Source organism: Niallia tiangongensis, from assembly GCF_044704065.1.
Taxonomy (GTDB): Bacteria; Bacillota; Bacilli; order Bacillales; family Cytobacillaceae; genus Niallia; species Niallia tiangongensis.
In genome coordinates, this window is the sequence record NZ_CP162613.1 from 2,628,996 (window position 1) to 2,649,871 (window position 20,876).

The 20,876-nt window shown below is 34.7% G+C and carries 17 protein-coding genes and 1 riboswitch; of the genes, 15 read left to right on the plus strand and 2 right to left on the minus strand.

Annotated features, from left to right (window positions below; all coding sequences use genetic code 11):
* The first annotated feature begins 171 nt into the window (after positions 1–171).
* From AB3U99_RS12535 to AB3U99_RS12575, 9 genes are all read left to right on the plus strand, one after another.
* Positions 172–1,932: a LytS/YhcK type 5TM receptor domain-containing protein gene (locus AB3U99_RS12535; RefSeq protein ID WP_400241448.1), complete on the plus strand. Its 1,761-nt coding sequence runs from the start codon at positions 172–174 to the stop codon at positions 1,930–1,932.
* Entirely contained in the window at positions 1,925–2,665 is a 741-nt protein-coding gene (locus AB3U99_RS12540) for a LytR/AlgR family response regulator transcription factor (RefSeq protein ID WP_400241449.1), read from the plus strand. Before AB3U99_RS12535 ends, AB3U99_RS12540 begins: the two co-directional genes overlap by 8 nt.
* 157 nt (positions 2,666–2,822) lie before the next feature.
* Positions 2,823–4,619 (plus strand): carbon starvation protein CstA, encoded by a 1,797-nt coding sequence (gene cstA / locus AB3U99_RS12545; protein WP_400241451.1) that lies wholly within the window; start codon positions 2,823–2,825, stop codon positions 4,617–4,619.
* Between the two features lie 329 nt (positions 4,620–4,948).
* Positions 4,949–7,153, plus strand: coding sequence for an EAL domain-containing protein (locus AB3U99_RS12550; RefSeq protein WP_400241452.1), 2,205 nt, complete (start codon positions 4,949–4,951; stop codon positions 7,151–7,153).
* Positions 7,154–7,278: 125 nt separating this feature from the next.
* Entirely contained in the window at positions 7,279–8,208 is a 930-nt protein-coding gene (gene glsA, locus AB3U99_RS12555; RefSeq protein ID WP_400241454.1) for a glutaminase A, read from the plus strand.
* 132 nt (positions 8,209–8,340) lie between these two features.
* Positions 8,341–9,159: an adenosylmethionine decarboxylase gene (speD, locus tag AB3U99_RS12560; protein WP_400241456.1), complete on the plus strand. Its 819-nt coding sequence runs from the start codon at positions 8,341–8,343 to the stop codon at positions 9,157–9,159.
* Between the two features lie 187 nt (positions 9,160–9,346).
* Positions 9,347–10,516 carry a M20 family metallopeptidase gene (locus AB3U99_RS12565; protein ID WP_400241457.1) on the plus strand — a complete coding sequence of 390 codons (1,170 nt, stop codon included), beginning with the start codon at positions 9,347–9,349 and terminating at the stop codon, positions 10,514–10,516.
* Between the two features lie 173 nt (positions 10,517–10,689).
* On the plus strand, positions 10,690–12,663 hold the full coding sequence (locus AB3U99_RS12570) for a methyl-accepting chemotaxis protein (RefSeq protein WP_400241458.1): 1,974 nt from the start codon (positions 10,690–10,692) through the stop codon (positions 12,661–12,663).
* 231 nt (positions 12,664–12,894) lie between these two features.
* Entirely contained in the window at positions 12,895–14,343 is a 1,449-nt protein-coding gene (locus AB3U99_RS12575) for an alpha-amylase (protein WP_400241459.1), read from the plus strand.
* 131 nt (positions 14,344–14,474) lie between these two features.
* Here AB3U99_RS12575 and AB3U99_RS12580 read toward each other — a convergent pair whose 3' ends face one another.
* Positions 14,475–15,116, minus strand: a complete 642-nt coding sequence (locus AB3U99_RS12580) for a LysE family transporter (RefSeq protein WP_400241460.1) — start codon at positions 15,114–15,116, stop codon at positions 14,475–14,477.
* A gap of 135 nt (positions 15,117–15,251) precedes the next feature.
* Between AB3U99_RS12580 and AB3U99_RS12585 the strand changes: the two genes are divergently transcribed.
* The 4 genes from AB3U99_RS12585 to AB3U99_RS12600 all read left to right on the plus strand — a co-directional run bounded on the left by AB3U99_RS12585 (position 15,252) and on the right by AB3U99_RS12600 (position 18,853).
* Complete coding sequence (locus AB3U99_RS12585; RefSeq protein WP_400241461.1) at positions 15,252–15,686, plus strand: DUF1801 domain-containing protein; 435 nt, start codon at positions 15,252–15,254, stop codon at positions 15,684–15,686.
* Positions 15,687–15,743: 57 nt separating this feature from the next.
* The gene (locus AB3U99_RS12590) at positions 15,744–15,920 is read left to right on the plus strand and encodes a hypothetical protein (protein WP_400241462.1); all 177 of its coding nucleotides are present in this window, start codon (positions 15,744–15,746) and stop codon (positions 15,918–15,920) included.
* A 173-nt stretch (positions 15,921–16,093) separates the two neighbouring features.
* Positions 16,094–16,837, plus strand: coding sequence for a type I methionyl aminopeptidase (gene map, locus AB3U99_RS12595; protein ID WP_400241463.1), 744 nt, complete (start codon positions 16,094–16,096; stop codon positions 16,835–16,837).
* A gap of 272 nt (positions 16,838–17,109) precedes the next feature.
* A riboswitch (Lysine riboswitch) is annotated at positions 17,110–17,288 on the plus strand.
* Between the two features lie 155 nt (positions 17,289–17,443).
* A complete protein-coding gene (locus AB3U99_RS12600) occupies positions 17,444–18,853 on the plus strand; it encodes an amino acid permease (protein WP_400241464.1) in 1,410 nt (469 codons plus the stop codon).
* A gap of 87 nt (positions 18,854–18,940) precedes the next feature.
* Here AB3U99_RS12600 and AB3U99_RS12605 read toward each other — a convergent pair whose 3' ends face one another.
* Positions 18,941–19,444, minus strand: a complete 504-nt coding sequence (locus AB3U99_RS12605) for a hypothetical protein (protein ID WP_400241465.1) — start codon at positions 19,442–19,444, stop codon at positions 18,941–18,943.
* A 202-nt stretch (positions 19,445–19,646) separates the two neighbouring features.
* Here AB3U99_RS12605 and AB3U99_RS12610 point away from each other — a divergent pair, with 202 nt between their 5' ends.
* Both AB3U99_RS12610 and AB3U99_RS12615 read left to right on the plus strand, forming a co-directional pair.
* Positions 19,647–19,982, plus strand: coding sequence for a PadR family transcriptional regulator (locus AB3U99_RS12610; protein ID WP_400241466.1), 336 nt, complete (start codon positions 19,647–19,649; stop codon positions 19,980–19,982).
* Positions 19,983–20,454: 472 nt separating this feature from the next.
* Positions 20,455–20,871 (plus strand): GNAT family N-acetyltransferase, encoded by a 417-nt coding sequence (locus tag AB3U99_RS12615; protein ID WP_400241467.1) that lies wholly within the window; start codon positions 20,455–20,457, stop codon positions 20,869–20,871.
* Positions 20,872–20,876: the final 5 nt, after the last annotated feature.

Genomic DNA, 20,876 nt, shown 5'->3' on the forward strand with positions numbered 1-20,876 from the left:
GGTGGCCTTTTTGTCTAGTTGGGGGACTCGTCCCCCAACTAGACAAAAAGGATATTTATTCTCCCACAAACATTTTACTCATACTTTAGCCACAAACTTTTGAAAAGGCTTTCTATAATTCTTGTAATTTACTATAATGATGGTGAGTAAAATAGGAGGGTGGGGAATTCATTGTTACAGCTACTTCCACTAATGATTGAAAGAGTCGGTATTTTAGTTATCTTTGCCTTCTTATTATCAAGAATCAAAATTTTTCGTTCGATTATCCATAAGGATTCACAATGGCAGGATAAGCTCTATTTAATTCTTATCTTTGGTTTGTTCGGTATTATCAGCAACTATACCGGGGTAGAAATTTTAAAAGGAAGCATCAGTACACATACATGGCAGCATGAGCTGGATGTTTCAAGCGCGATTGCAAATACGCGCATTATGGGAGTTGCAATTGGTGGCATGATCGGAGGTCCTTTAGTAGGTCTAGGGGTGGGATTAATAGCTGGTATTCACCGCTTAACACTAGGCGGATTCACCGCGCTAGCCTGTGGATTATCTACAATCATGGCAGGAGTAGTTACAGGTTTCCTTGGAAGGAAGTATTCTATCCAGCAAGATTCGGCCAGCAAGGCTGTAATTATCGGAATAACAATGGAAGTTATTCAAATGGTATTCATCCTTTTATTCGCATCACCATTAAATCTTGCACTCGAACTAGTCAAAATTATCGTTTTTCCGATGATTGTCATTAATGGGTTTGGGATGTTAATTTTCATTTATATCATTCAAAACATTCTTTTAGAAGAGGCAAAAACGAAAGCAATCCAAACAAATATTGCTTTAAATATTGCACAATCTACATTAGCTTACTTTAGGCAAGGCCTAAATCCTGAATCAAGTAAACAGGTTGCTAAAATTATGCTTAAAGCAACAAATGCTGATGCCGTTTCTATTACAAATAGATCGATTGTTTTAGCACATGAGGGTCTAGGGAGGGATCATCACATTCCCCTTGATAAAACATCTACAAAACTTACAGAAAAAGTGTTAAGAGAAGGAAATATATTAGTAGCAAAAAATAAAGACGAAATTCAATGCAACAACCAAGATTGCCCTCTGCATGCCGCTATTTTATTACCCTTAAAAGCAAATAATAAAATAGTTGGTTCATTGAAGCTTTATTTCGCTAATCCAAAAAACATTCAGTTAGTAGAATACACAATGGCTGAAGGCTTAAGTAAATTATTTTCTTTACAGCTGGAATTAGCAGAGGCAGAGCTTCAGCAAAGGCTGCTAAAAGATGCTGAGATTAAAGCATTGCAATCACAGGTTCATCCCCATTTTCTTTTTAACAGCATGAATACTATTTCAGCACTTATTCGCACGGATGGAGAGAAGGCACGGGAAATGATTCGAAAATTGAGTATTTATTTTCGCAGCAACATTCAAGGTTCCAAAAATATGTTAATCCCCTTAACACAGGAATTAGAACATGTGCATGCTTTTTTAGCATTAGAAGAAGCAAGATTTCCAGATAAGTTCATCTTGAAAGCGTCAGTTGATCCTGAATTTAAAAAAGTGCTTATTCCCCCTTTTACGCTACAGCCTTTAGTAGAAAATTCGATACGCCACGCTTTTTCAAAAGGAACAGTTGGAAATATTACGATATGTGCTTACAAAGAAAAAGATAGAATGGTGCTGATTGCAGAAGATGACGGCAAAGGAATGAGCGAGGATACGCTCTATATGATTGGGCAAAAAACAATTGCATCTAGTACTGGTACAGGAACTGCGCTTTGGAATATACAAGAGCGAATTAAAAAAATTTATGGGGAAAAAGGGATGTTCAACATCGAAAGTGAGTGGAATAGAGGTACAAAAGTAATGATCAAAATACCATTTAAGGAGCCAGCAATCTGGAGGGGAGCAGATGATTAAAGCATTAATTATAGAAGATGAACCATTGGCTAGAGATGAATTAAGCTATCTGTTAAAAAGAAGTAATAAGATTGAGATAATGGGAGAATGCGATTGCTTAGAAACAGCTTTAGATTTAATCGACAAGCTTGAAATCGATGTAATATTTTTAGATATTGAGCTTGGGGAAGAGAACGGTATGAGCTTAGCCGAACGATTGAAACTTAAGGGAAATACCCCTGAAATTGTCTTTGCTACCGCTTATGATGAATATGCTTTGCAAGCGTTTAATGTCAATGCACTTGATTATCTCCTAAAACCATTTGAAGAAGAGCGAATTAATCAAACGATTATAAAACTAGTAAGTATAAGAGAAAGAAAGAGGAACGAACGGCAAGGAAATAAGCTTACTAACTCTCCGATACATATAAATAAGCTCGCGATTTCAACAAACGAAAAAATTAAAATCATCGATGTAGATAGGATTATTTATATTAGTGCACAAAATGGAAAAACATTACTTGTTACCGATGAAGAGGAATTGATCGTTACCTTCACCTTAAGTCAATTAGAACAAAAGCTAATAAACAGTCCGATTATGAGAGTCCATCGTTCTTATTTAATAAATAAAGAAAGAATTTGTGAAATAGAACCCTGGTTTAACTCTACGTATTTATTATGTATGAATAATGGCGAAAAGGTGCCATTGAGTAGAAATTATACGAAAGAGATTAAGCAGTTATTCGGTTTTTAACAAAGGAGATTTTTTAGTTGAACCTAACGGATAAGATCATTGTATTTTATCCGTTATTTTTTGCATCTCATATATATTTCCCTGCATTTTGTCATGAAAATGACTTATCTTCCTTTTTCATTTTTTATAATAAAAGCATTAAAGGAGGTAGATAATTATGAATGCGGTTACAATTGTAATAGCATCTGCGTGTATCTTGATGATTGCTTATCGTCTATATGGTACCTTTATGACTGTAAAGGTATTAAAGCTAAACGATAAAGAAAAAACTCCCGCTCATGAATTAAATGATGGAAAAGACTATGTACCGACAAACAAGTGGGTCACATTTGGTCATCATTTCGCAGCTATTGCTGCAGCAGGACCGCTCGTAGGACCAATTCTTGCAGCACAATTCGGCTATTTACCTGGGCTAATTTGGCTATTGATTGGAGCTGTAATCGGTGGTGCAGTCCATGATGCAGTTGTGCTATTTGCTAGTATGAGAAAAAAAGGAAAATCTTTATCCGAAGTAGCGAAGGAAGAACTTGGACCTGTTGCTGGTTTTTGCACAGGGCTTGCTATGCTGTTTATTATTACCATTACTATGGCTGGTCTATCCATGGTAGTATTACACGCTCTGGAAAGAAATCCATGGGGCACATTCTCTGTGGGGATTACTATTACTATTGCAATGGGCGTAGGAATATTTTATAAAAAGACAGGAAATCTGAAATTATGTACAACAATTGGATTTATTCTATTAATGATCGGTGTATTTGTTGGACCAATGATTCAGGAAACAGTAGTTGGAGATTGGCTAACCCTTGATACAAAAACACTTGCTATTATTCTTCCTATCTATGCATTTTTTGCAGCGGCACTTCCTGTATGGCTGCTCTTGGCACCTAGAGATTATTTAAGTAGTTTTATGAAAATAGGTGTGTTTATTGCCCTTATCATTGGTGTATTTATTATTAATCCCGCCATTGAATTTCCAGCGTTTACGGAATTCGTAAATGGAGGGGGACCAGTAATTGCAGGTCCAGTATGGCCATTTATTTCGATTACCATTGCCTGTGGCGCTATTTCAGGCTTCCACGCATTTGTCGGATCTGGTACTACTCCAAAAATGCTCGATAAATGGAGCGATATTAAAGTCGTTGGTTTTGGAGCCATGCTTGTTGAATGTTTAGTTGGAATTATGGCACTTATTGCTGCAACCGCTCTACATCCTGGAGATTATTTCGCGATAAATTCAGTTCCAGAGGTTTTTCAGACGCTAGGAATGAGTGTGTCAAACTTACCAGAATTAAGTCGTGAAATTGGGATTGATTTAGAAGGAAGAACTGGTGGGGCTGTTACATTAGCTGTTGGAATGTCCTATATATTTACGGAAATCTCTTGGTTTTCTCATCTTGCTTCTTATTTTTTCCAGTTTGTGATCATGTTTGAGGCAGTGTTTATTTTGACAGCGATTGACGCAGGTACAAGAACGGCACGTTACTTAATTCAAGACTTTTTAGGGGAGTTTTACAAACCACTAAAGAGAGTCGATTGGTTGCCTGGCTCTATTTTTGCCAGTGCACTAGCATGTGTCATGTGGGGATATCTGTTATTCTCTGGTGATATCAGCTCTGTCTGGGCACTATTTGGGGTATCCAACCAGCTAATGGCAACAATCGGTCTTATAATTGGTGCAACCGTGATTTTAAAAATGGCTGATAAACGAAGATATATGCTTACTTGCCTTATTCCGATGGCATATTTATTTATTACAGTAAATTACGCAGGGTATTGGATGGTGAAAAATGTATATTTAAATCCAGAGGCAGCTGGCTATAATGTGTTAAATGCAGTACTTTCCATTATTATGCTAATCTTAGGAATAATTATCATCATAACAGCAACAAAGAAATGGTTTGACACGTGGAATACTCCGCGTGTACAAGTAGAAACTCCGAACCTTACTTAGAATTTTATCCATGTAATGGGTTATAAAGTAGGAATGCTTGACTATGTTCTTACTTTATAACCTTACTTCGTTTTTATTAACAATTAAATTCCCACATTCACTTCCATAAAAAATAAATTTCCCGCCGAAAAGAACTTTTCAACTTATAAACAAATTAGAATAAGTGTATTCTAAGTGTACATGCAAGAACAAATAGGTTATGAGGTTTCCTATCATAGAAAACCGGGTATTTAATATAAATGTTTTGCCAAAATACTTATTTTGGCAAAACTTAATACATATCACACGATTCTCACTATCATCTATGCCGAAGTGTAAGGAGTTTTTATATGGATTATAAACACAGTGAAACAAAATGGATCGTAGCAATTGGCTTTTTTGTTCTGTTCTCTGTGATGCTTAATGTATTTGTTACAGGTATCAATAAAGGATTATTTATTCTGTTACAGCTTATCATTACAAGTGGGTTACTTTATGTTTTTTATCAATTAATTAAGAAAATCACCTATGTGCTTGGAGAATATGCACAAAGCAATAAGAAATTGCAATCGATTTTTGAAACATTAGATATTGCCATTTGGTTTCATGATTTAAAAACAAATAAATTAATGATTACTGCTGGGATTGAGACAATTTATGGATATTCAGTTGAGGATTTTTACAAAAACCATAATCTTTGGAAAGAGGTAATTCATCCTGAGGATATAAAGGTTTTAGAGGAGCGAGCAAACCTTCTCACTAAACAAGATGTAGTCGTTAGCAACTACCGTATCATAAAACCAAATGGAAAAATTCGTTGGATTAAAGATAGAGGCATTGCCATATTTGATAAAATAACTGGGGAAATGAAAGAATTTACAAGTGTATTGATCGATATAACCGATAGTAAAGAAAATGAAGATAAATTTAGTAAATTAGTCGATATGTCTCCAGATATTATCGCGGTAGTTATGGACTATAAATTACATTATATTAATAAAGCTGGTATAAAAATATTTGAAAGAGATCCCTGTACATTAGTCGGACTATCTGTTAATGATCTTTTTCCAGATGAAACTTTTCAATATATTGTTCAAGAATTTAATAAAGGAATAGAACAAAAGAAACAAGTAATCGAGATGGAAATAGGTTTCATGAAAGGAAACGGTGAAAAGCTATTACTAGAAATCAACTGTATGCGCATTCTTTTTGGTGGACAGGAAGCTGTATTAATTCTAGGAAGAGATATTACTTTACGAAAGCAAACAGAATTACAAATAAAACAATTGGCATTCACCGATGTATTAACAGAATTACCTAACCGAAATAGTTGTATAAGCTTTTTAAACGATCGTTTACTAAACTGTGATGAAGTCCAAACAATGGCTGTATTATTTCTAGATTTAGATCAATTTAAAAGGATTAATGACACGAAAGGACATGGTACTGGGGATATCATTTTAAAAGAAGTTGCCTGCAGGCTTAAATCGGCAACAAAAGGAAATGATTTTGTTGCCCGTTTAGGGGGAGATGAATTTTTAATCTTATTAGAAAATAAAACAAAAAGGGAGACATCAGAAGTAGCACAAAAAATAATTAGTCAATTTTCCGTTCCGTTTGTTGTAAAACAGGATGAATTCTTTGTCACACCAAGCATCGGTATTAGTATGTATCCAACAGATGGAAAAGAACAAGAATCATTAATTAAAAACGCCGATGCAGCTATGTATGTAGCAAAAGAACAAGGAAAAAATAATTATCAGTTTTATTCTTCCTCAATTGCAGAAAAAGGAGCAAGAAAAATGGAATTGGAGATGGCCCTTAGAAAAGCAATTTCTAACAATGAACTGGAGCTATATTACCAACCACAAATTAATATAATTACAGGAGGTATATATGGTGCAGAAGCACTTTTACGCTGGAAACACCCAATATACGGCTATTTATCTCCAGATGAATTTATTCCCATTGCCGAAGAATCAAACTTAATGCTTTCTATTGGAGAATGGGTAATAACTCAAGCTTTTATGCAAATGAAGAAATGGGAAAGAAACGGTAAAAAAGACATAAAGCTCGCCATTAATATTTCAGCGCGCCAATTTCAATATATTGATTTCTTTTCTTTTCTTCAAAAAGAAGTCCAAAGACTGCAAATTAACACAGCTAAACTGGAGTTGGAAATTACAGAAAGCATTATGCAGAATATTGAAAAAGCCAAAATTGAATTAAATAATATAAAACGACTCGGTTTTCAAATATCAATTGATGATTTTGGAAAAGGATATTCGTCATTAAGTTATTTAAAATCACTGCCAATTGATACAATTAAAATCGATAAAAGCTTTATCGATGATATCAGTCATCCAAAACATAAGGGCTCATTAGCAAAAGTAATTATTGATATGGGGCATAATATGAATTTTGTAGTAATCGCAGAAGGTGTTGAAACGAAAGAACAATTTGACTTTCTTAAAAATCATGCATGCGATATTGTCCAAGGCTATTACTACAGCAAGCCTTTGCCACCTAAAGAACTGGAAAAATTATATCTTTAGTGTTGTAATAAAATATGTACAACTTTTCTTCTCTCCTTTCTAACGTTATACTTTAATTTTAAAGAGTAGACTTATTTAGGCTGATTAGAAAAGCATAAAAAATCCTTTACAAAGTTGGTGATCAAATGCCTTGTCAATCAAATGAAGAATTAGAAAGCATTCTTTTGGAAGCGAAGCAGTATACAAGCGAAGGGAAAGTAGCCGATTATATCCCTGCTCTTAGTAAAGCAAATCCAGATGATTTATCTGTGGCAATCTTTCATCCAGATGGCACTTGCTATTCTGCTGGATGTATTCAAGAAAAAATCACGTTACAAAGTATCTCTAAAGTAATTACATTAGCTCTAGCTTTAATGGAATCAGGGGAAGAATATGTTTTTAGCAAAGTAGGATATGAGCCTACTGGTGATCCGTTTAATTCCATCGTTAAACTAGAAATGAGCAATCCATCTAAACCATTGAACCCAATGATAAATGCTGGTGCACTGGCAGTTACTCATATGATTAAGGGGAATTCGGTTGAAGAGCGGTTTCGAAAAATAATTGATTTTGTAAAAAGGCTGTCTGGAAATGAGGAAATTAGCTATTCAGCGGAGGTTGCAAAATCAGAATTTGAAACATCTCATTTAAATAGAGCACTTTGTTTTTTTATGAAACAACATGGCATTATTAATGAAGATGTAGAAGAATTATTGGACTTATATACAAAACAATGCTCTATAGAAGTGAATTGCTTAGATTTAGCAAGAATTGGGATTGTCTTTGCTTTAAATGGCAAGGAACCAATTACAAATAAGCAATTAATGCCCGCTCAAGTTGCGCGCATTTGCAAAACCTTTATGGTAACATGTGGAATGTATAATGCTTCTGGCGAATTTGCCGTACGGGTTGGAATTCCTGCAAAAAGTGGGGTAGCCGGCGGAATATTAGGGGCAGTACCAAATCGCTTTGGAATTGGCATTTCCGGACCTGCCCTCGATGACAAAGGAAATAGTGTTGCCGGATTAAAACTATTAGAAATACTTGCAAGCAAATATGAATTAAGTATGTTTTAAAGGATAATTAAATCGCTAATCTTTTGTTATTTCCGATTGAAAGGAATACAAGAGATTAGTGATTTTTTGGTTAATCTACCATCTGTTCGGGTAAAATAACTATACTTACATGTTAGGAAAAGGGGGATAAACATGAGTTTAACACCTCAGCAGCGCATAGAGCTACATGGATTTAATAATTTAACAAAGTCGTTAAGCTTTAATATGTATGATATATGTTATACACGGACTAGGAGTGAACGTGAAGCCTATTTAAAATATATTGACGAACAATATAATGCAGATCGTTTAACGAAGATATTAAAAAATGTTTCAGATATCATTGGAGCCCATGTGTTGAATGTAGCCAAGCAAGATTATGAACCACAAGGGGCAAGCGTTACATTACTCGTCTCAGAAGGACCAGTATCCCAAGCACCAAAGGAAGTATTTGAAGAATCGCCAGGACCACTACCAGGAGGATTTCCAGGCTCTGTTGTGATGCATCTCGACAAAAGTCATATTACGGTTCATACATATCCTGAATATCATCCAGATGAAGGTATCAGTACCTTTCGCGCCGATATCGATGTCTCTACTTGTGGAGAAATCTCTCCCTTAAAGGCATTAAATTATTTAATCTACTCTTTCGATACAGATATTATGATTATGGATTACCGTGTTAGAGGGTTTACCCGCGATATTCATGGCCATAAATTATTTATCGACCATGACATAAATTCCATCCAAAACTATATACCTGATGATGTTAAAGCACAATTTGATATGATTGATGTCAATATCTATCAAGAGAATATCTTTCATACTAAATGTAAGCTAAAACAATTTGATTTAAATAATTATTTATTTGGTTATAAAGAAGAAGAACTTAAACTAGAAGATCGCATTTTTATTACAGAAAAGCTAACTCAAGAAATGAATGAAATATTTTATGGGAAAAATATTAAGTGAATGTAGACTGGCTAAAACTCTATAATTAAGAGATTAGCCAGTTTTTTTATCGTCATTAGCTACGAAAAAACACTCTACTTGTATGCATAAATATACTCCGATTATTATTTTTACGCATTTTTTACTAGCTTTTTTATAGAAAATTGATAAACTAGTAATGTATAAAAGAGAGAAAGGTGCGAAAATAATGAAACAAGTCATTTTAGATGCAATGAACGAAAATGAAGCTAAATTTAAAAATATAAGTATTTATATCGGCGAAAATCCTGAACTAGGACATGAAGAAATTAAAGCTTGCAAAATATTGACAGATACATTAAAAGAGCATGACTTCCATGTCGAAATCGGGATATGCGATTTACCGACTGCATTTAAAGCCACATACGATAGCGGAAAAGAAGGACCCACTATCGGTTATATGGCAGAATACGATGCATTGCCAGAATTAGGTCACGCTTGTGGGCATAATTTAATAGCTGTAATGGGGATTGCAGCAGGAATTGGTCTTAGTAAGGTTTTAGAAGAAACAGGCGGAAAGGTTATTGTGTATGGTACACCTGCTGAAGAAACAAAAGGCGGAAAAGTGACTATGGCTGAAGCCGGTATTTTTGAAGAATTGGATGTAGCTATGATGGTTCATCCTTTAGATAACTATATGAAGAGTGGCGACTCGCTTGCAATGGATGCCATTCAATTTGAGTTCTTTGGAAAATCTGCCCACGCTGCTGCAAGTCCGCATCTAGGAATTAATGCACTAGATGCAGTATTACATACTTTTAATAGTATTAATGCATTAAGACAGCACATAAAACCAGATGCACGAATTCACGGTGTAATCACAGAGGGAGGAAAAGCTGCAAATATCGTCCCTGATTATGCAGTGGCTCAATTCTATGTAAGAGCAGGAAAAAGAGAAGATGTAAATATATTAGTTGAAAAAGTGAAAAAATGCGCTGAAGGAGCAGCACTCCAAACAGGTGCTACCGTGAAATCTAGCTTTTATGAATTTTCCTATGATGACATGATTACAAATAAAACATTATCTGATGTCTTTACTAAGCAACTAGTTTCTTTAGGAGTAGAAGAAGTTGAAATTCACGAGCAAAGAGATGGTTCTGGATCGCTGGATATGGGAAATGTCAGTCAAGTGGTTCCAGCCATTCATCCCTATGTGAAAATCTGTAACGAAGCCTATGCTTGTCATACACATGAGTTTAGAGAAGCAGCCATGTCGGAGCAAGGAAGAGATGCAATGTTATTAGGTGCAAAATCGATGGCACTAACAGGTTTAGAAATCTTAACGAATAAAGAGTTATTAGCAGCAATCAAAAAAGAGTTTGCTAAAAATAAACAATAAGGAAGAAGAAACTACCCTTATCTTTTTACATCACTATCTGTAGAAAATAAGGGGTTTTTTTGTTCAATTAAGGCGTATTTATGACAATTTTACCACTTTTTGCAATAGAAAGTAGTGTTTCATTTATAATGAATAAGTCCTATATTTATTCATAAAGGGGTTATAAATACAAAATGAAAAAAATATTACAAAACAGCATGACAGTTAAAAAGAGATTATACGCAAGCTTTTTCATTTTATTAATTATTCCTACCATATTTATTGGTGTATTCTCTTATGTCAATTCTAAGAAACAATTAGAACAAGAAATGATGGACAATGCATACCAACAGATTCAGCAGCTAAACGGAAATATTACAAGCGAATTATCTACTAAAATTGAGCACGTGAACAAGCTTCTAAAGGAATGGGGGGAACCAAATAAACCTTTATCAGATGATGCTATTAAGAATACACTAGAAAACTACTTCTATTTCTATGATGATATTGACAGTATATTTTTTGCTACGAAACAAGGACAATATATACAGCAGCCAGCAGGCAAGGTTACGGAAAATTATGATCCAACTGCAAGTGAATGGTTTATTGCAGCAGAGGAAAATCCAGATAAAATTTATATATCAGATCCCTATATATCTGCAAGTACCAATGAAATGGTAGTTACGATTGCTGGCAGTACCGAAGATGGCCAGAAGGTAGTCGGTTTAAAGATTAAACTAAGTGCCATGCAAACTTTTGTGAATAATATTACAATTGGAAATAAAGGTTATGCTTTTCTATTAGATAATAATTATGCTTATATGGCTCATCCAACAGAAAAAATTGGCGAAGTAGGGACGGAAAACTACATCGAAAGGATGAAATTGAAAAAAACGGGTGATTTTTCTTACAGTCTAGATAATAAAGAGAAAAAGCTTACCTATCTCACCAATAAGCTAACTGGTTGGAAGATTGCCGGCTCTATGTATGTAAAAGAAGTTTCCGATGCTTCCTTTCCTATACTAAAAGCATCATTCTTTGCTATTATCGGATTTATTATTATAGGTTCAGTTCTTATTTATAGAAATATACAATCCATTATTAAGCCCTTAAATCAAATAAAAGAAAAAGCAGCTCTTGTTGGAAAGGGAGATTTAACACAAGAGTTAGAAGTAAGACGGAGAGATGAAATTGGGCATTTAACAATATCCTTTCAGCAAATGCAAGAAAATTTAAAACGATTAATCAAACATTTAGAAAAAAGCATTACACAGGTTGCTGCATCTAGTGATAACCTTACCGCGAGCTCCTCTTCGTCGACAAAGATAGTAGAAGATTTAGTATCTGTCATACAAGAAATAGCTTCAGGTGCCGAGCATCAAAAGCAAGAAGTCGAAACAAGCACTAAAAAAATAAAAAATATTACAGAGAGAACAGGATTAATACGCGAGAATTCTCTCTATATGTCCAAATTGGGCAATAGCACCTTAGAGAAAGCAAAAGAAGGGGAAGTTGCAATTAATCAGGCAGAATCTCAAATGCAATTAATTGTTGATTCTGTAATTAAATCAGATAGGCAAATAGAAACATTACATAAACGTTCCAAGGAAGTCGAATCTATTATTCAATTAATAAGTTCTATTGCTAACCAAACGAATCTTTTAGCATTAAATGCAGCGATTGAAGCAGCTAGAGCAGGAGAAAATGGGAAAGGTTTTTCTGTTGTGGCAGAAGAAATTAGAAAATTAGCAGAGACAACCCATAATTCCGCAGGGGAAATTGAACATTTAGTGAAAGAAATACAGACAGATACCCATTCAACCATAGATATGATGACACTTGTCCACAAGCAAGTTGATGGTGGCCTTTCTGTCATGTCTTCGGTAAAAAAGAAATTTCATGCTATCTCTTCTAGTATGAATGAAACTGCACCGATTATTGATGAAGTAACACTTTCTTCTGAAGAAGTTTATAAGCATATTAGAACGCTTGTCGAAACATTTGAATCCTTATATGAATTTAGTAAACAAAACGCAGCATTATCAGAAGAACTATCTGCATCCACAGAAGAGCAACTAGCATCATTTGAAGAAGTCCATGCTACTGCTACGACTCTCGCAAAGACTGCTGATCATTTAAAATCGTTCATTGGTCACTTTCATTATTAAATTAAGCTTCTTTTTTGGTTTATAGGTTTTTACTAAAAATGATGAAAAATGAATACGGAAAGCCATCATACATTAAGTAACAGTGTTGTTTAGATATCCCCAAATATCCTACTTATTTCTAAATAGGCTTGAAAATCCATCATTCTGGGTAGAATTACTTCATAAGAAAGCTTAACTAATATTTCTTAGTAAGAGGTAAGCTACATTTTATTTGAGTAGGAGAATGGATAAATGGAAAATAAAACAATGATGCAGTTTTTTGAATGGCATTTAGTTGCTGATGGACAACATTGGAATCGTTTGAAAGAGCAAGCAGGAAAATTAAAAGAAGCAGGTATTGATTCCGTCTGGATTCCCCCAGTTACAAAAGCAGCCTCCAAAGATGACAATGGATATGGCGTTTACGATGTCTATGATTTAGGGGAATTTGACCAAAAGGGTACCATCCGAACTAAATATGGCACAAAAGAGGAATTACACGACGCAATAGAAGCATGTCATAATGTTGGCATTCAAGTTTATGTTGATGTAGTCATGAATCATAAGGCTGCAGCAGATGAAAAAGAAACAATTAAGGCTATTGAAGTGAACCCTGAAAACAGAGAAGAAGAGATATCTGAACCACATGACATAGAAGCATGGACCAAATTTACCTTTCCAGGAAGAGGGGATACATACTCTCCTTTCAAGTGGAACTTTCAGCATTTTAATGGAACGGATTATGATAACAAAGCTAAAAAAGCTGGTGTCTTTAGAATAGTCGGCGAAAATAAAATGTGGAATACTAACGTCGATGATGAATTTGGAAATTATGATTATCTCATGTTCGCCAATATTGATTATAATAATGAACTTGTTCAAAATGAGATGATTTCATGGGGGAAATGGCTTAACAAGACACTAAATTGTGATGGATATCGATTAGATGCAATCAAACATATTAATCATTCCTTTATTAAAAAATTTGCTAATTCCATATTAGACGAACAAGAAGATTTTTATTATGTAGGAGAATTTTGGAAAGCTGATATTAACGAATGTCAGGAATTTCTAGAGCAAACAGACTATACAATCGATTTATTTGATGTCCCCCTTCATTATAAATTGCATACTGCTTCGGTGGAGGGCAGTAATTTTGACCTCTCTACAATTTTCGAAGGAACATTAGTGAAAGAGAATCCCCTTAATGGTGTTACCTTTGTCGATAACCACGATACGCAACCAGATGAATCCCTTGAATCTTGGGTAGAGGATTGGTTTAAGCAGATAGCTTATAGCCTAATATTGCTGCGAAAGGACGGCTATCCAACCATTTTCTATGGTGATTACTTTGGAATCGGCGGAGAACATCCAATTGAAGGAAAAAAGGCTGCAATTGATCCATTATTATATGTACGCAAGAAAAAAGCATATGGTAAGCAAGATGATTATTTTGATAATCCTCATGTAATTGGCTGGGTACGCCATGGGGAAACAGAAATAGAAAGATCCGGTTGCGCTGTCGTCATTTCCAATAAAGAAGAAGGAAGCAAAAAAATGTTTGTTGGCGAAGCGCGAAGTGGCGAAGAGTGGATTGATTTTACGAATACACGAAAAGATCGAGTGAAAATTGGGAAAGATGGTTTTGGGAATTTTCCTGTAAATGCACAAAGTGTTTCTGTTTGGGGATTAGCTGTTTAAAGGGAATCAAACAAACACCAAAAAAGACGCTGTAATGGATAGCGTCTTTTCTGCGTAAAATAATCATTCCTTTTAAAATCGCTTTAATTAAAATTGTTGGTCTTTTTTTAATGATGACCGGAATTAATTTGCTAGGAAGAAAAGAATAATTTCACGATCCCTTGATAGCCAAAATATGCACCAAATAAAACTAAAGAAAGTCCAGAAATGACAGAAATTCCTCTTAATGTTCCAAGCGTTAGAAAACGCCTAAATCCATTTGTTAAGGCTGCAACAATTAAATCCCATAAAGTAAGCCCTAGGAAAATCATACTACTATAAACCAACAAGGAACTAGTCCCATTTTCTTGAGCGGTTTTAGCTAAAACAGATCCATATATTCCTAACCAAAAGAGAATGGATAAAGGGCTAGTAATAGACATAATAAATCCTGTTAGAAAGCATTTAAACAGGGAATCTTTGCCCCTAAGGGAATCAAGCTTGAGATTTTGAGCACCTATCACACTTTCAAATCCCGTATAGATTAATACAAATCCGCCAAAAAGCCAAAGGAATATTTGCACGATATCTATCTCAAGAAAATGAACCATTCCGATATATACCATTATCATAAAAATACCATCGGCAAGCATCGAACCAAACCCCACAATCCATGCATGCCAAAAACCATTTTTTATTCCTTTATCAATTCTCGCAGAATTTACTGGACCAATTGGTGCAGCTAATGTAAACCCTAACAAGATATAGCTAAGTAAAATAGTTACACTGAACATCCGCCTCACTACACATCCTTTCTTGTACATGCTATGAATGCGGGAAAGAGGATATGTGAATTTATTTAAAAAGTTAAAAAACTTATTAAGGAAATTTTGAAGACACGCTATAATAAAGAGAAAAGGAGACTTTTCATGTATCAATTAAAAACAAAGGAAACAGATCAGGATGTCGTTGAATTTATTGAATCTTCCTTACCGAGCAAATCAAAAAAAGAGGATGCCTATAAACTAATAGACCTTTTTTCTGAAATTACAGGCTTACCACCAAAGATGTGGGGGACAAGTATCATTGGCTTTGGTACCTACCACTACAGGTACGAAACTGGCCACGAGGGAGATGCACCTATTGTTGGTTTCTCTCCTAGAAAAGCAAGAATTAGCCTCTATTTAACGACAGAGGAAGAAACAAGAGCCTTTTATTTAGCTCAAATTGGCAAGCACAAGGCGGGAGTTAGCTGTGTGTATATTAATAAGCTTGCTGATATTAAGGAAGAAATCCTAAAAGAATTTATCGCGAAATCGGTTGAATTAATTAGCGAAAAATATCCTGTACATGACGAGAAATAAACGCATATTTTCTCCCTTCCTTCTTCATAATAAAAGAGGAAAAAAGGAGGGTTAATAATGGCAAAGAAAAACAAAAAAATGGATCCACAACAAAAAAATAAAAAAGGTTTTGATTCTGCTGTCCTAAACGAAGAATTTGCACACGAAATGGGAAGCGCCGCTACAAATAAAATTCACAAAGAGAAAGCAAAAAAAGAAAAAGCTTCTAAAAACAATGGCGAATTTAAAGGCTAAAAAGAAAAAGTGCGAGTAGTGTAGCTGCTCGTGCTTTTTTTCTTTCGCTTATTCCTTAAACAACGATAGAACTCCTTATCGATTAATTCCTTTTACTTACCGCTCATATTAGCATATAATAATATACGCGAAAAAGATTCGAGAATAGATATAGACGAACAAGGAGAATTAACATGATAGTAAAGAATGAACAAGACATTAATGGTCTTAAAGAAATTGGTAAAATTGTAAGTATTATCAGAGAGGAATTAATTAAAAAAACAGTACCAGGAGTGACAACGAAAGTACTAGATGATTTAGCTGGCAAGCTTTTTGCTGAACATGGTGCCGTTTCAGCTCCACAAGATATGTACGACTTTCCAGGATATACTTGTATTTCCGTAAATGATGAGGTAGCCCACGGCATTCCCGGCGACCGTGTTATTCAAGAGGGAGATTTAGTAAATATTGATGTATCAGCTAGTAAAAATGGTTATTTCGCTGACACTGGTAAATCATTCGTTGTCGGAAATGGTGATCCGAAACTAATTAAGCTTTGTGAAGTGGCGCAAGAAGCATTTGAAGAAGGACTTAAATGCTTTAAGCCTGGAGCGAAGAAGAATCGAATCGGTAAATTTGTTTATAACACAGCTAAAAAACATGGATTTACAGTAATAAAAAATTTAACTGGCCACGGAATAGGAACTTCCCTACACGAAAAACCTGATCACATCTTAAACTATTTCGACTCATGGGATACAGACCTTCTTCGCGATGGAATGGTTATCGCGTTTGAACCGTTTATTTCTACTGGTTCAGAGGAAGTGTACGAAAAAAACGATGGCTGGACATTCTCTACTAAAGAAAAAAGCTTTGTCGCTCAATACGAGCATACGGTTATCATTACAAAAGATAAACCGATTATTACTACATTATAAGTTTTATAACCAAGCTCTGTTTATCTAACAGAGCTTGTTTTTTATATAATTTCTCTATTTATAAGTAAGCCAATCTCTAACCATTATATAATAACTCCTATTAAATTTAGCAATGTTTGGTAATCACATTTTCTAACAAAGCATTATACTAGCATTTACGATAATTGTGAATTTATCGATAGTTCCATCTATTTGTTTTTCCATTGACATCAATAAACATATCTAATAACCTAGTACATATATTTTCATATTCAAAAATCCTTATCAGCTCAAGATGAGGTAGAGGTCGCGATTTTTAATAGTAAAAAGAGGAAGAGCCAGAGAGCTTATTGATTGCTTTTGAAAGGAAAAATCGCCGAAGCGCTAGTATTCTCTGATACTAGTAGCTGGGACTGCATTCGAATAGGTGCAGGACTGTCATAGGATCTTACTATGGTGAACTATCCTTTTTATCTGAAGGTGTTTTCTACCTTCACACCATTTTAGAGGTGTGTTTTTTTATGCCTTGGAAATAATAAAAATACATTTTGATGTATACAGATATAAGGCTTCAAAGTAAATCTCCTATGTCATTCGTTTAGCAAATACTTCCTAAAGGAGAAAAACATGAATTCAAAAGGAACATTAGGGTTAGGGATTTTAATATCCTTAGTCGTCGGTAATATGGTAGGATCAGGAATCTTTATGCTTCCTCGATCATTATCGGAAGTAGCTAGCCCTGCTGGGGTTATCTTAGCATGGCTATTAACGGGGTTCGGAGTGCTAGTAACAGCTTTAGTGTTTGGGAATTTAGCCATTCGAAAGCCTAATTTAACGGGCGGTCCGCAAATCTATGCGAAAGAATTATTTAAACCAGATTCGAAAAAATCTACTCTTTCTGGCTTTATGTCTACATGGGGGTATTGGATAGGTAACCTAACTGGGAATGTTGCCATTATCACTACTTTTGCTGGTTATTTATCCACCTTTTTCCCGATTTTGACAAGTCAAGCCGTTTTATTGCATATAGGTTCTTTCACCCTGTATGTAGGAAATGCGTTAACATTCCTTGTCTGCACCATTTTATTATGGGGAACACATTACATTATTTTAAACGGATTAGAAAACGCTGGTAAATTAAATGTTATTGCTACAGCTTCAAAGGTAATTGGTTTTATGCTATTTATCATTATTGCGTTATTTGCCTTTGAATCAAGTAATATCCTTCCCTTTGCAGAACCAAAAATAAATACAGCTGGCAATTCAGTTGGATTATTTGGACAAATCAATAGTGCTGCGATTACAACATTATGGGCATTTATCGGCGTGGAATCAGCAGTTGTTTTTGCTTCTAGAGCGAAGAAGCAATCCGATGTAAAAAAAGCAACTATCTATGGTCTTTTAATTGCTTTAACTATCTATATTGGAATCAGCACCCTTGTAATGGGCATTCTTACCCAGGATCAATTAGTTGCTTCACAAAAACCTTTAATAGATGCAATTGAAGCTGTACTTGGTCCCATCGCAGGAAAAGTGCTCGCAGCTATTGGATTAATTAGTTTGTTCGGCTCTACGATTGGTTGGATTATGTTGAGTGCAGAAGTGCCTTATGCAGCTGCCAAACAAGGAATTTTCATTCCCGCTTTCTTAAAAGAAAATAAAAAGGGAATTCCTACATTTTCTTTAATCGTTACAAATGTTTTAGGACAATTATTCATTTTCTCGACGGTGTCAAAAAGCATATCACAAGCATTTGATTTTATTATTTATATTGCTACATTAAGCTATCTGGTTCCTTATTTAATTTCAACCATCTTTCAATTGAAATTAGTTATAACTGGTGAAACATATAACTCACTGAAGGAAAGAAGAGGGGACTTTGTTATTGGATTACTTGCAACCATCTACTCCGTTTGGGTAATTATCGCAGGAACTGCAGATATTAAAACATTTAGCTTCGGGGTTTTATTGCTATTGAGTGGAATTCTTTTCTATAATCAAGTTAATAAAGGAGAAGGAAAGAAGAAATCTGTCTAGTAATTAATTTTTTAATAGCTCGCTATATCCTGATAAAGTAAACAGTCGTTGTTTACTTTATCGGGATTTTTTTATGAAGGGAACATGCTAAGTGGATTCACTAACAGTGCTGTCATCCCACTCTACTTCATGCTCCTTTGCAAGCTTATCTAATTCATTCATATATTGACGTATGAGCGTGCGAGCTTCCTCCAGCATAGCATTCGCTTCTTCAACAAGCGTAATATCCTGTGTTTCTAACGCTGTAAGTATTTTTACAAACGCATTATACTGTATATCGGCGCCCTTAATATATATTTCATGGATTTCTCTTACCTCGTCTGTTTCCACTTTTACCATATTTAATTCTTTAATAAATTCATTATAATTCGGAATTACTGTTGTTTGGATTGTATCATACATCGTCCAATCATCCGTATAATTGAGTCCAGATACAGAATCATACGCGGATACTGCCTTAGCCTCTAATTCAAAGGCTGTTGTCATATCCTCATTAACGTATTGAAGCAGATCCTCTTGAACTGGATCTGTAGCGCAAGCAGTAATCAGAAATAGAAAGGGAAGTAAGATAATTTTAATAACTTTTTTCACTCCTTCACCTCCTTTTCCTTACTGTATGAAGGAGTGGAAGTCCACTATGAAGGAGAAATCGAAAAGGATGAGCCTAAATTTAATCAACTATCTTGTAATGCAAAATACTCAATGCTAAAATTAAAGAAAAGAGGGAATCTTGTTATACAATATAGCTTATATCTTGTATAACAAGATAGTTGGAAAGAAAGGATATATTTCGATGTCAAAAAGTCAGATGTTAAAGGGAATTTTGGAAGGCTGTTTACTCGCAATTATTTCAAAAGGAGAGATTTATGGATATGAAATGATTGAAAAATTACAAGCTTATGGATTTACGATGATCAGTGAGGGAAGTATCTATCCCGTACTTTTACGGATGAAAAAGGAAGAACTTGTTACGGTTGTTGAAACAAAAGCATCTCCATCTGGTCCAAAGCGAAAATATTATTCACTTACCGCTAAAGGACATAACGTATTAGATGAATTTGCTGATACATGGACAGAACTAGCAACAAGTGTGCATTGTTTATTAAAAGATATAAAGGAGGAGATGTAAGTGAAATTATCTAAAAAAGCAGAAGTATTTATTGAAAATTTGCATCTATATTTATTAACCTCTGGCAAAAAAGATATAGAAATAAAAGAAATAGTTGAATTAATACTTTAGCCAATCAAACGCTTTTCTTTATTACCCCATATGCGTATTTATGCTGGTTTGCATGGTGGAGTAAATCATGGGTTGTTTTTGTCCCAGTCATTATTTATTTACCAAGTGTCATAGCAAAACCTCTTTCTATTTCAGAAAATTGAAGTCCATTACATCCTCCGTTATTCTAATGGTAACCATGTTAGGATATTTCATCTGGATAATTTGGAAAGGGAAAAAAGAGCAAAAAACACCATAATAAACCTTTAAAGCATATCCGAAAAAAAGATATGCTTTTTTTTTAAAAAATAATTGAATATTAATTCATATTATTGTATAAATATTATTATGAAGATACGGATATTAAAGGGGAAAAATAATCATGAACTATTTTATTACGGAAGTGTTGCCATCATTCTCTCAGTTTGCTCAATTACATGAGGACAGCGGACTATTAAGAAGCAAAAAGGGGAACTATACACGAGAACAATTATATGAAGCAGCTAAGAATAGCTGGTACGCTGTTTCCATCTATCATCACGAAAAGCTAATCGCATTCGGGAGAATGATTTCAGATGGAGTATACCAATCATTAATCTGTGATGTTATGGTCCATCCAGACGAGCAAGGAAACGGATTAGGAAAAAAAGTAATTGAAAAACTAGTTTTTAAATGCAAAGAATCAGGTATACAATCTGTTCAACTATTTTCTGCAAAAGGAAAGCACCCTTTTTATAAAAAATTAGGATTCGAAGAAAGAGAGCAAGACGCACCTGGCATGTCTCTCCTTCTTCTTTAAGTAAC

Bases quoted from the DNA above. Each gene is read 5' to 3' on its own strand.
- AB3U99_RS12540 (WP_400241449.1), top strand. From the start codon at position 1,925: ATGATTAAAGCATTAATTATAGAAGATGAACCATTGGCTAGAGATGAA.
- cstA (WP_400241451.1), top strand. From the start codon at position 2,823: ATGAATGCGGTTACAATTGTAATAGCATCTGCGTGTATCTTGATGATT.
- AB3U99_RS12550 (WP_400241452.1), top strand. From the start codon at position 4,949: ATGGATTATAAACACAGTGAAACAAAATGGATCGTAGCAATTGGCTTT.
- glsA (WP_400241454.1), top strand. From the start codon at position 7,279: ATGCCTTGTCAATCAAATGAAGAATTAGAAAGCATTCTTTTGGAAGCG.
- speD (WP_400241456.1), top strand. From the start codon at position 8,341: ATGAGTTTAACACCTCAGCAGCGCATAGAGCTACATGGATTTAATAAT.
- AB3U99_RS12565 (WP_400241457.1), top strand. From the start codon at position 9,347: ATGAAACAAGTCATTTTAGATGCAATGAACGAAAATGAAGCTAAATTT.
- AB3U99_RS12570 (WP_400241458.1), top strand. From the start codon at position 10,690: ATGAAAAAAATATTACAAAACAGCATGACAGTTAAAAAGAGATTATAC.
- AB3U99_RS12575 (WP_400241459.1), top strand. From the start codon at position 12,895: ATGGAAAATAAAACAATGATGCAGTTTTTTGAATGGCATTTAGTTGCT.
- AB3U99_RS12580 (WP_400241460.1), bottom strand. From the start codon at position 15,116: ATGTTCAGTGTAACTATTTTACTTAGCTATATCTTGTTAGGGTTTACA.
- AB3U99_RS12585 (WP_400241461.1), top strand. From the start codon at position 15,252: ATGTATCAATTAAAAACAAAGGAAACAGATCAGGATGTCGTTGAATTT.
- AB3U99_RS12590 (WP_400241462.1), top strand. From the start codon at position 15,744: ATGGCAAAGAAAAACAAAAAAATGGATCCACAACAAAAAAATAAAAAA.
- map (WP_400241463.1), top strand. From the start codon at position 16,094: ATGATAGTAAAGAATGAACAAGACATTAATGGTCTTAAAGAAATTGGT.
- AB3U99_RS12600 (WP_400241464.1), top strand. From the start codon at position 17,444: ATGAATTCAAAAGGAACATTAGGGTTAGGGATTTTAATATCCTTAGTC.
- AB3U99_RS12610 (WP_400241466.1), top strand. From the start codon at position 19,647: ATGTCAAAAAGTCAGATGTTAAAGGGAATTTTGGAAGGCTGTTTACTC.
- AB3U99_RS12615 (WP_400241467.1), top strand. From the start codon at position 20,455: ATGAACTATTTTATTACGGAAGTGTTGCCATCATTCTCTCAGTTTGCT.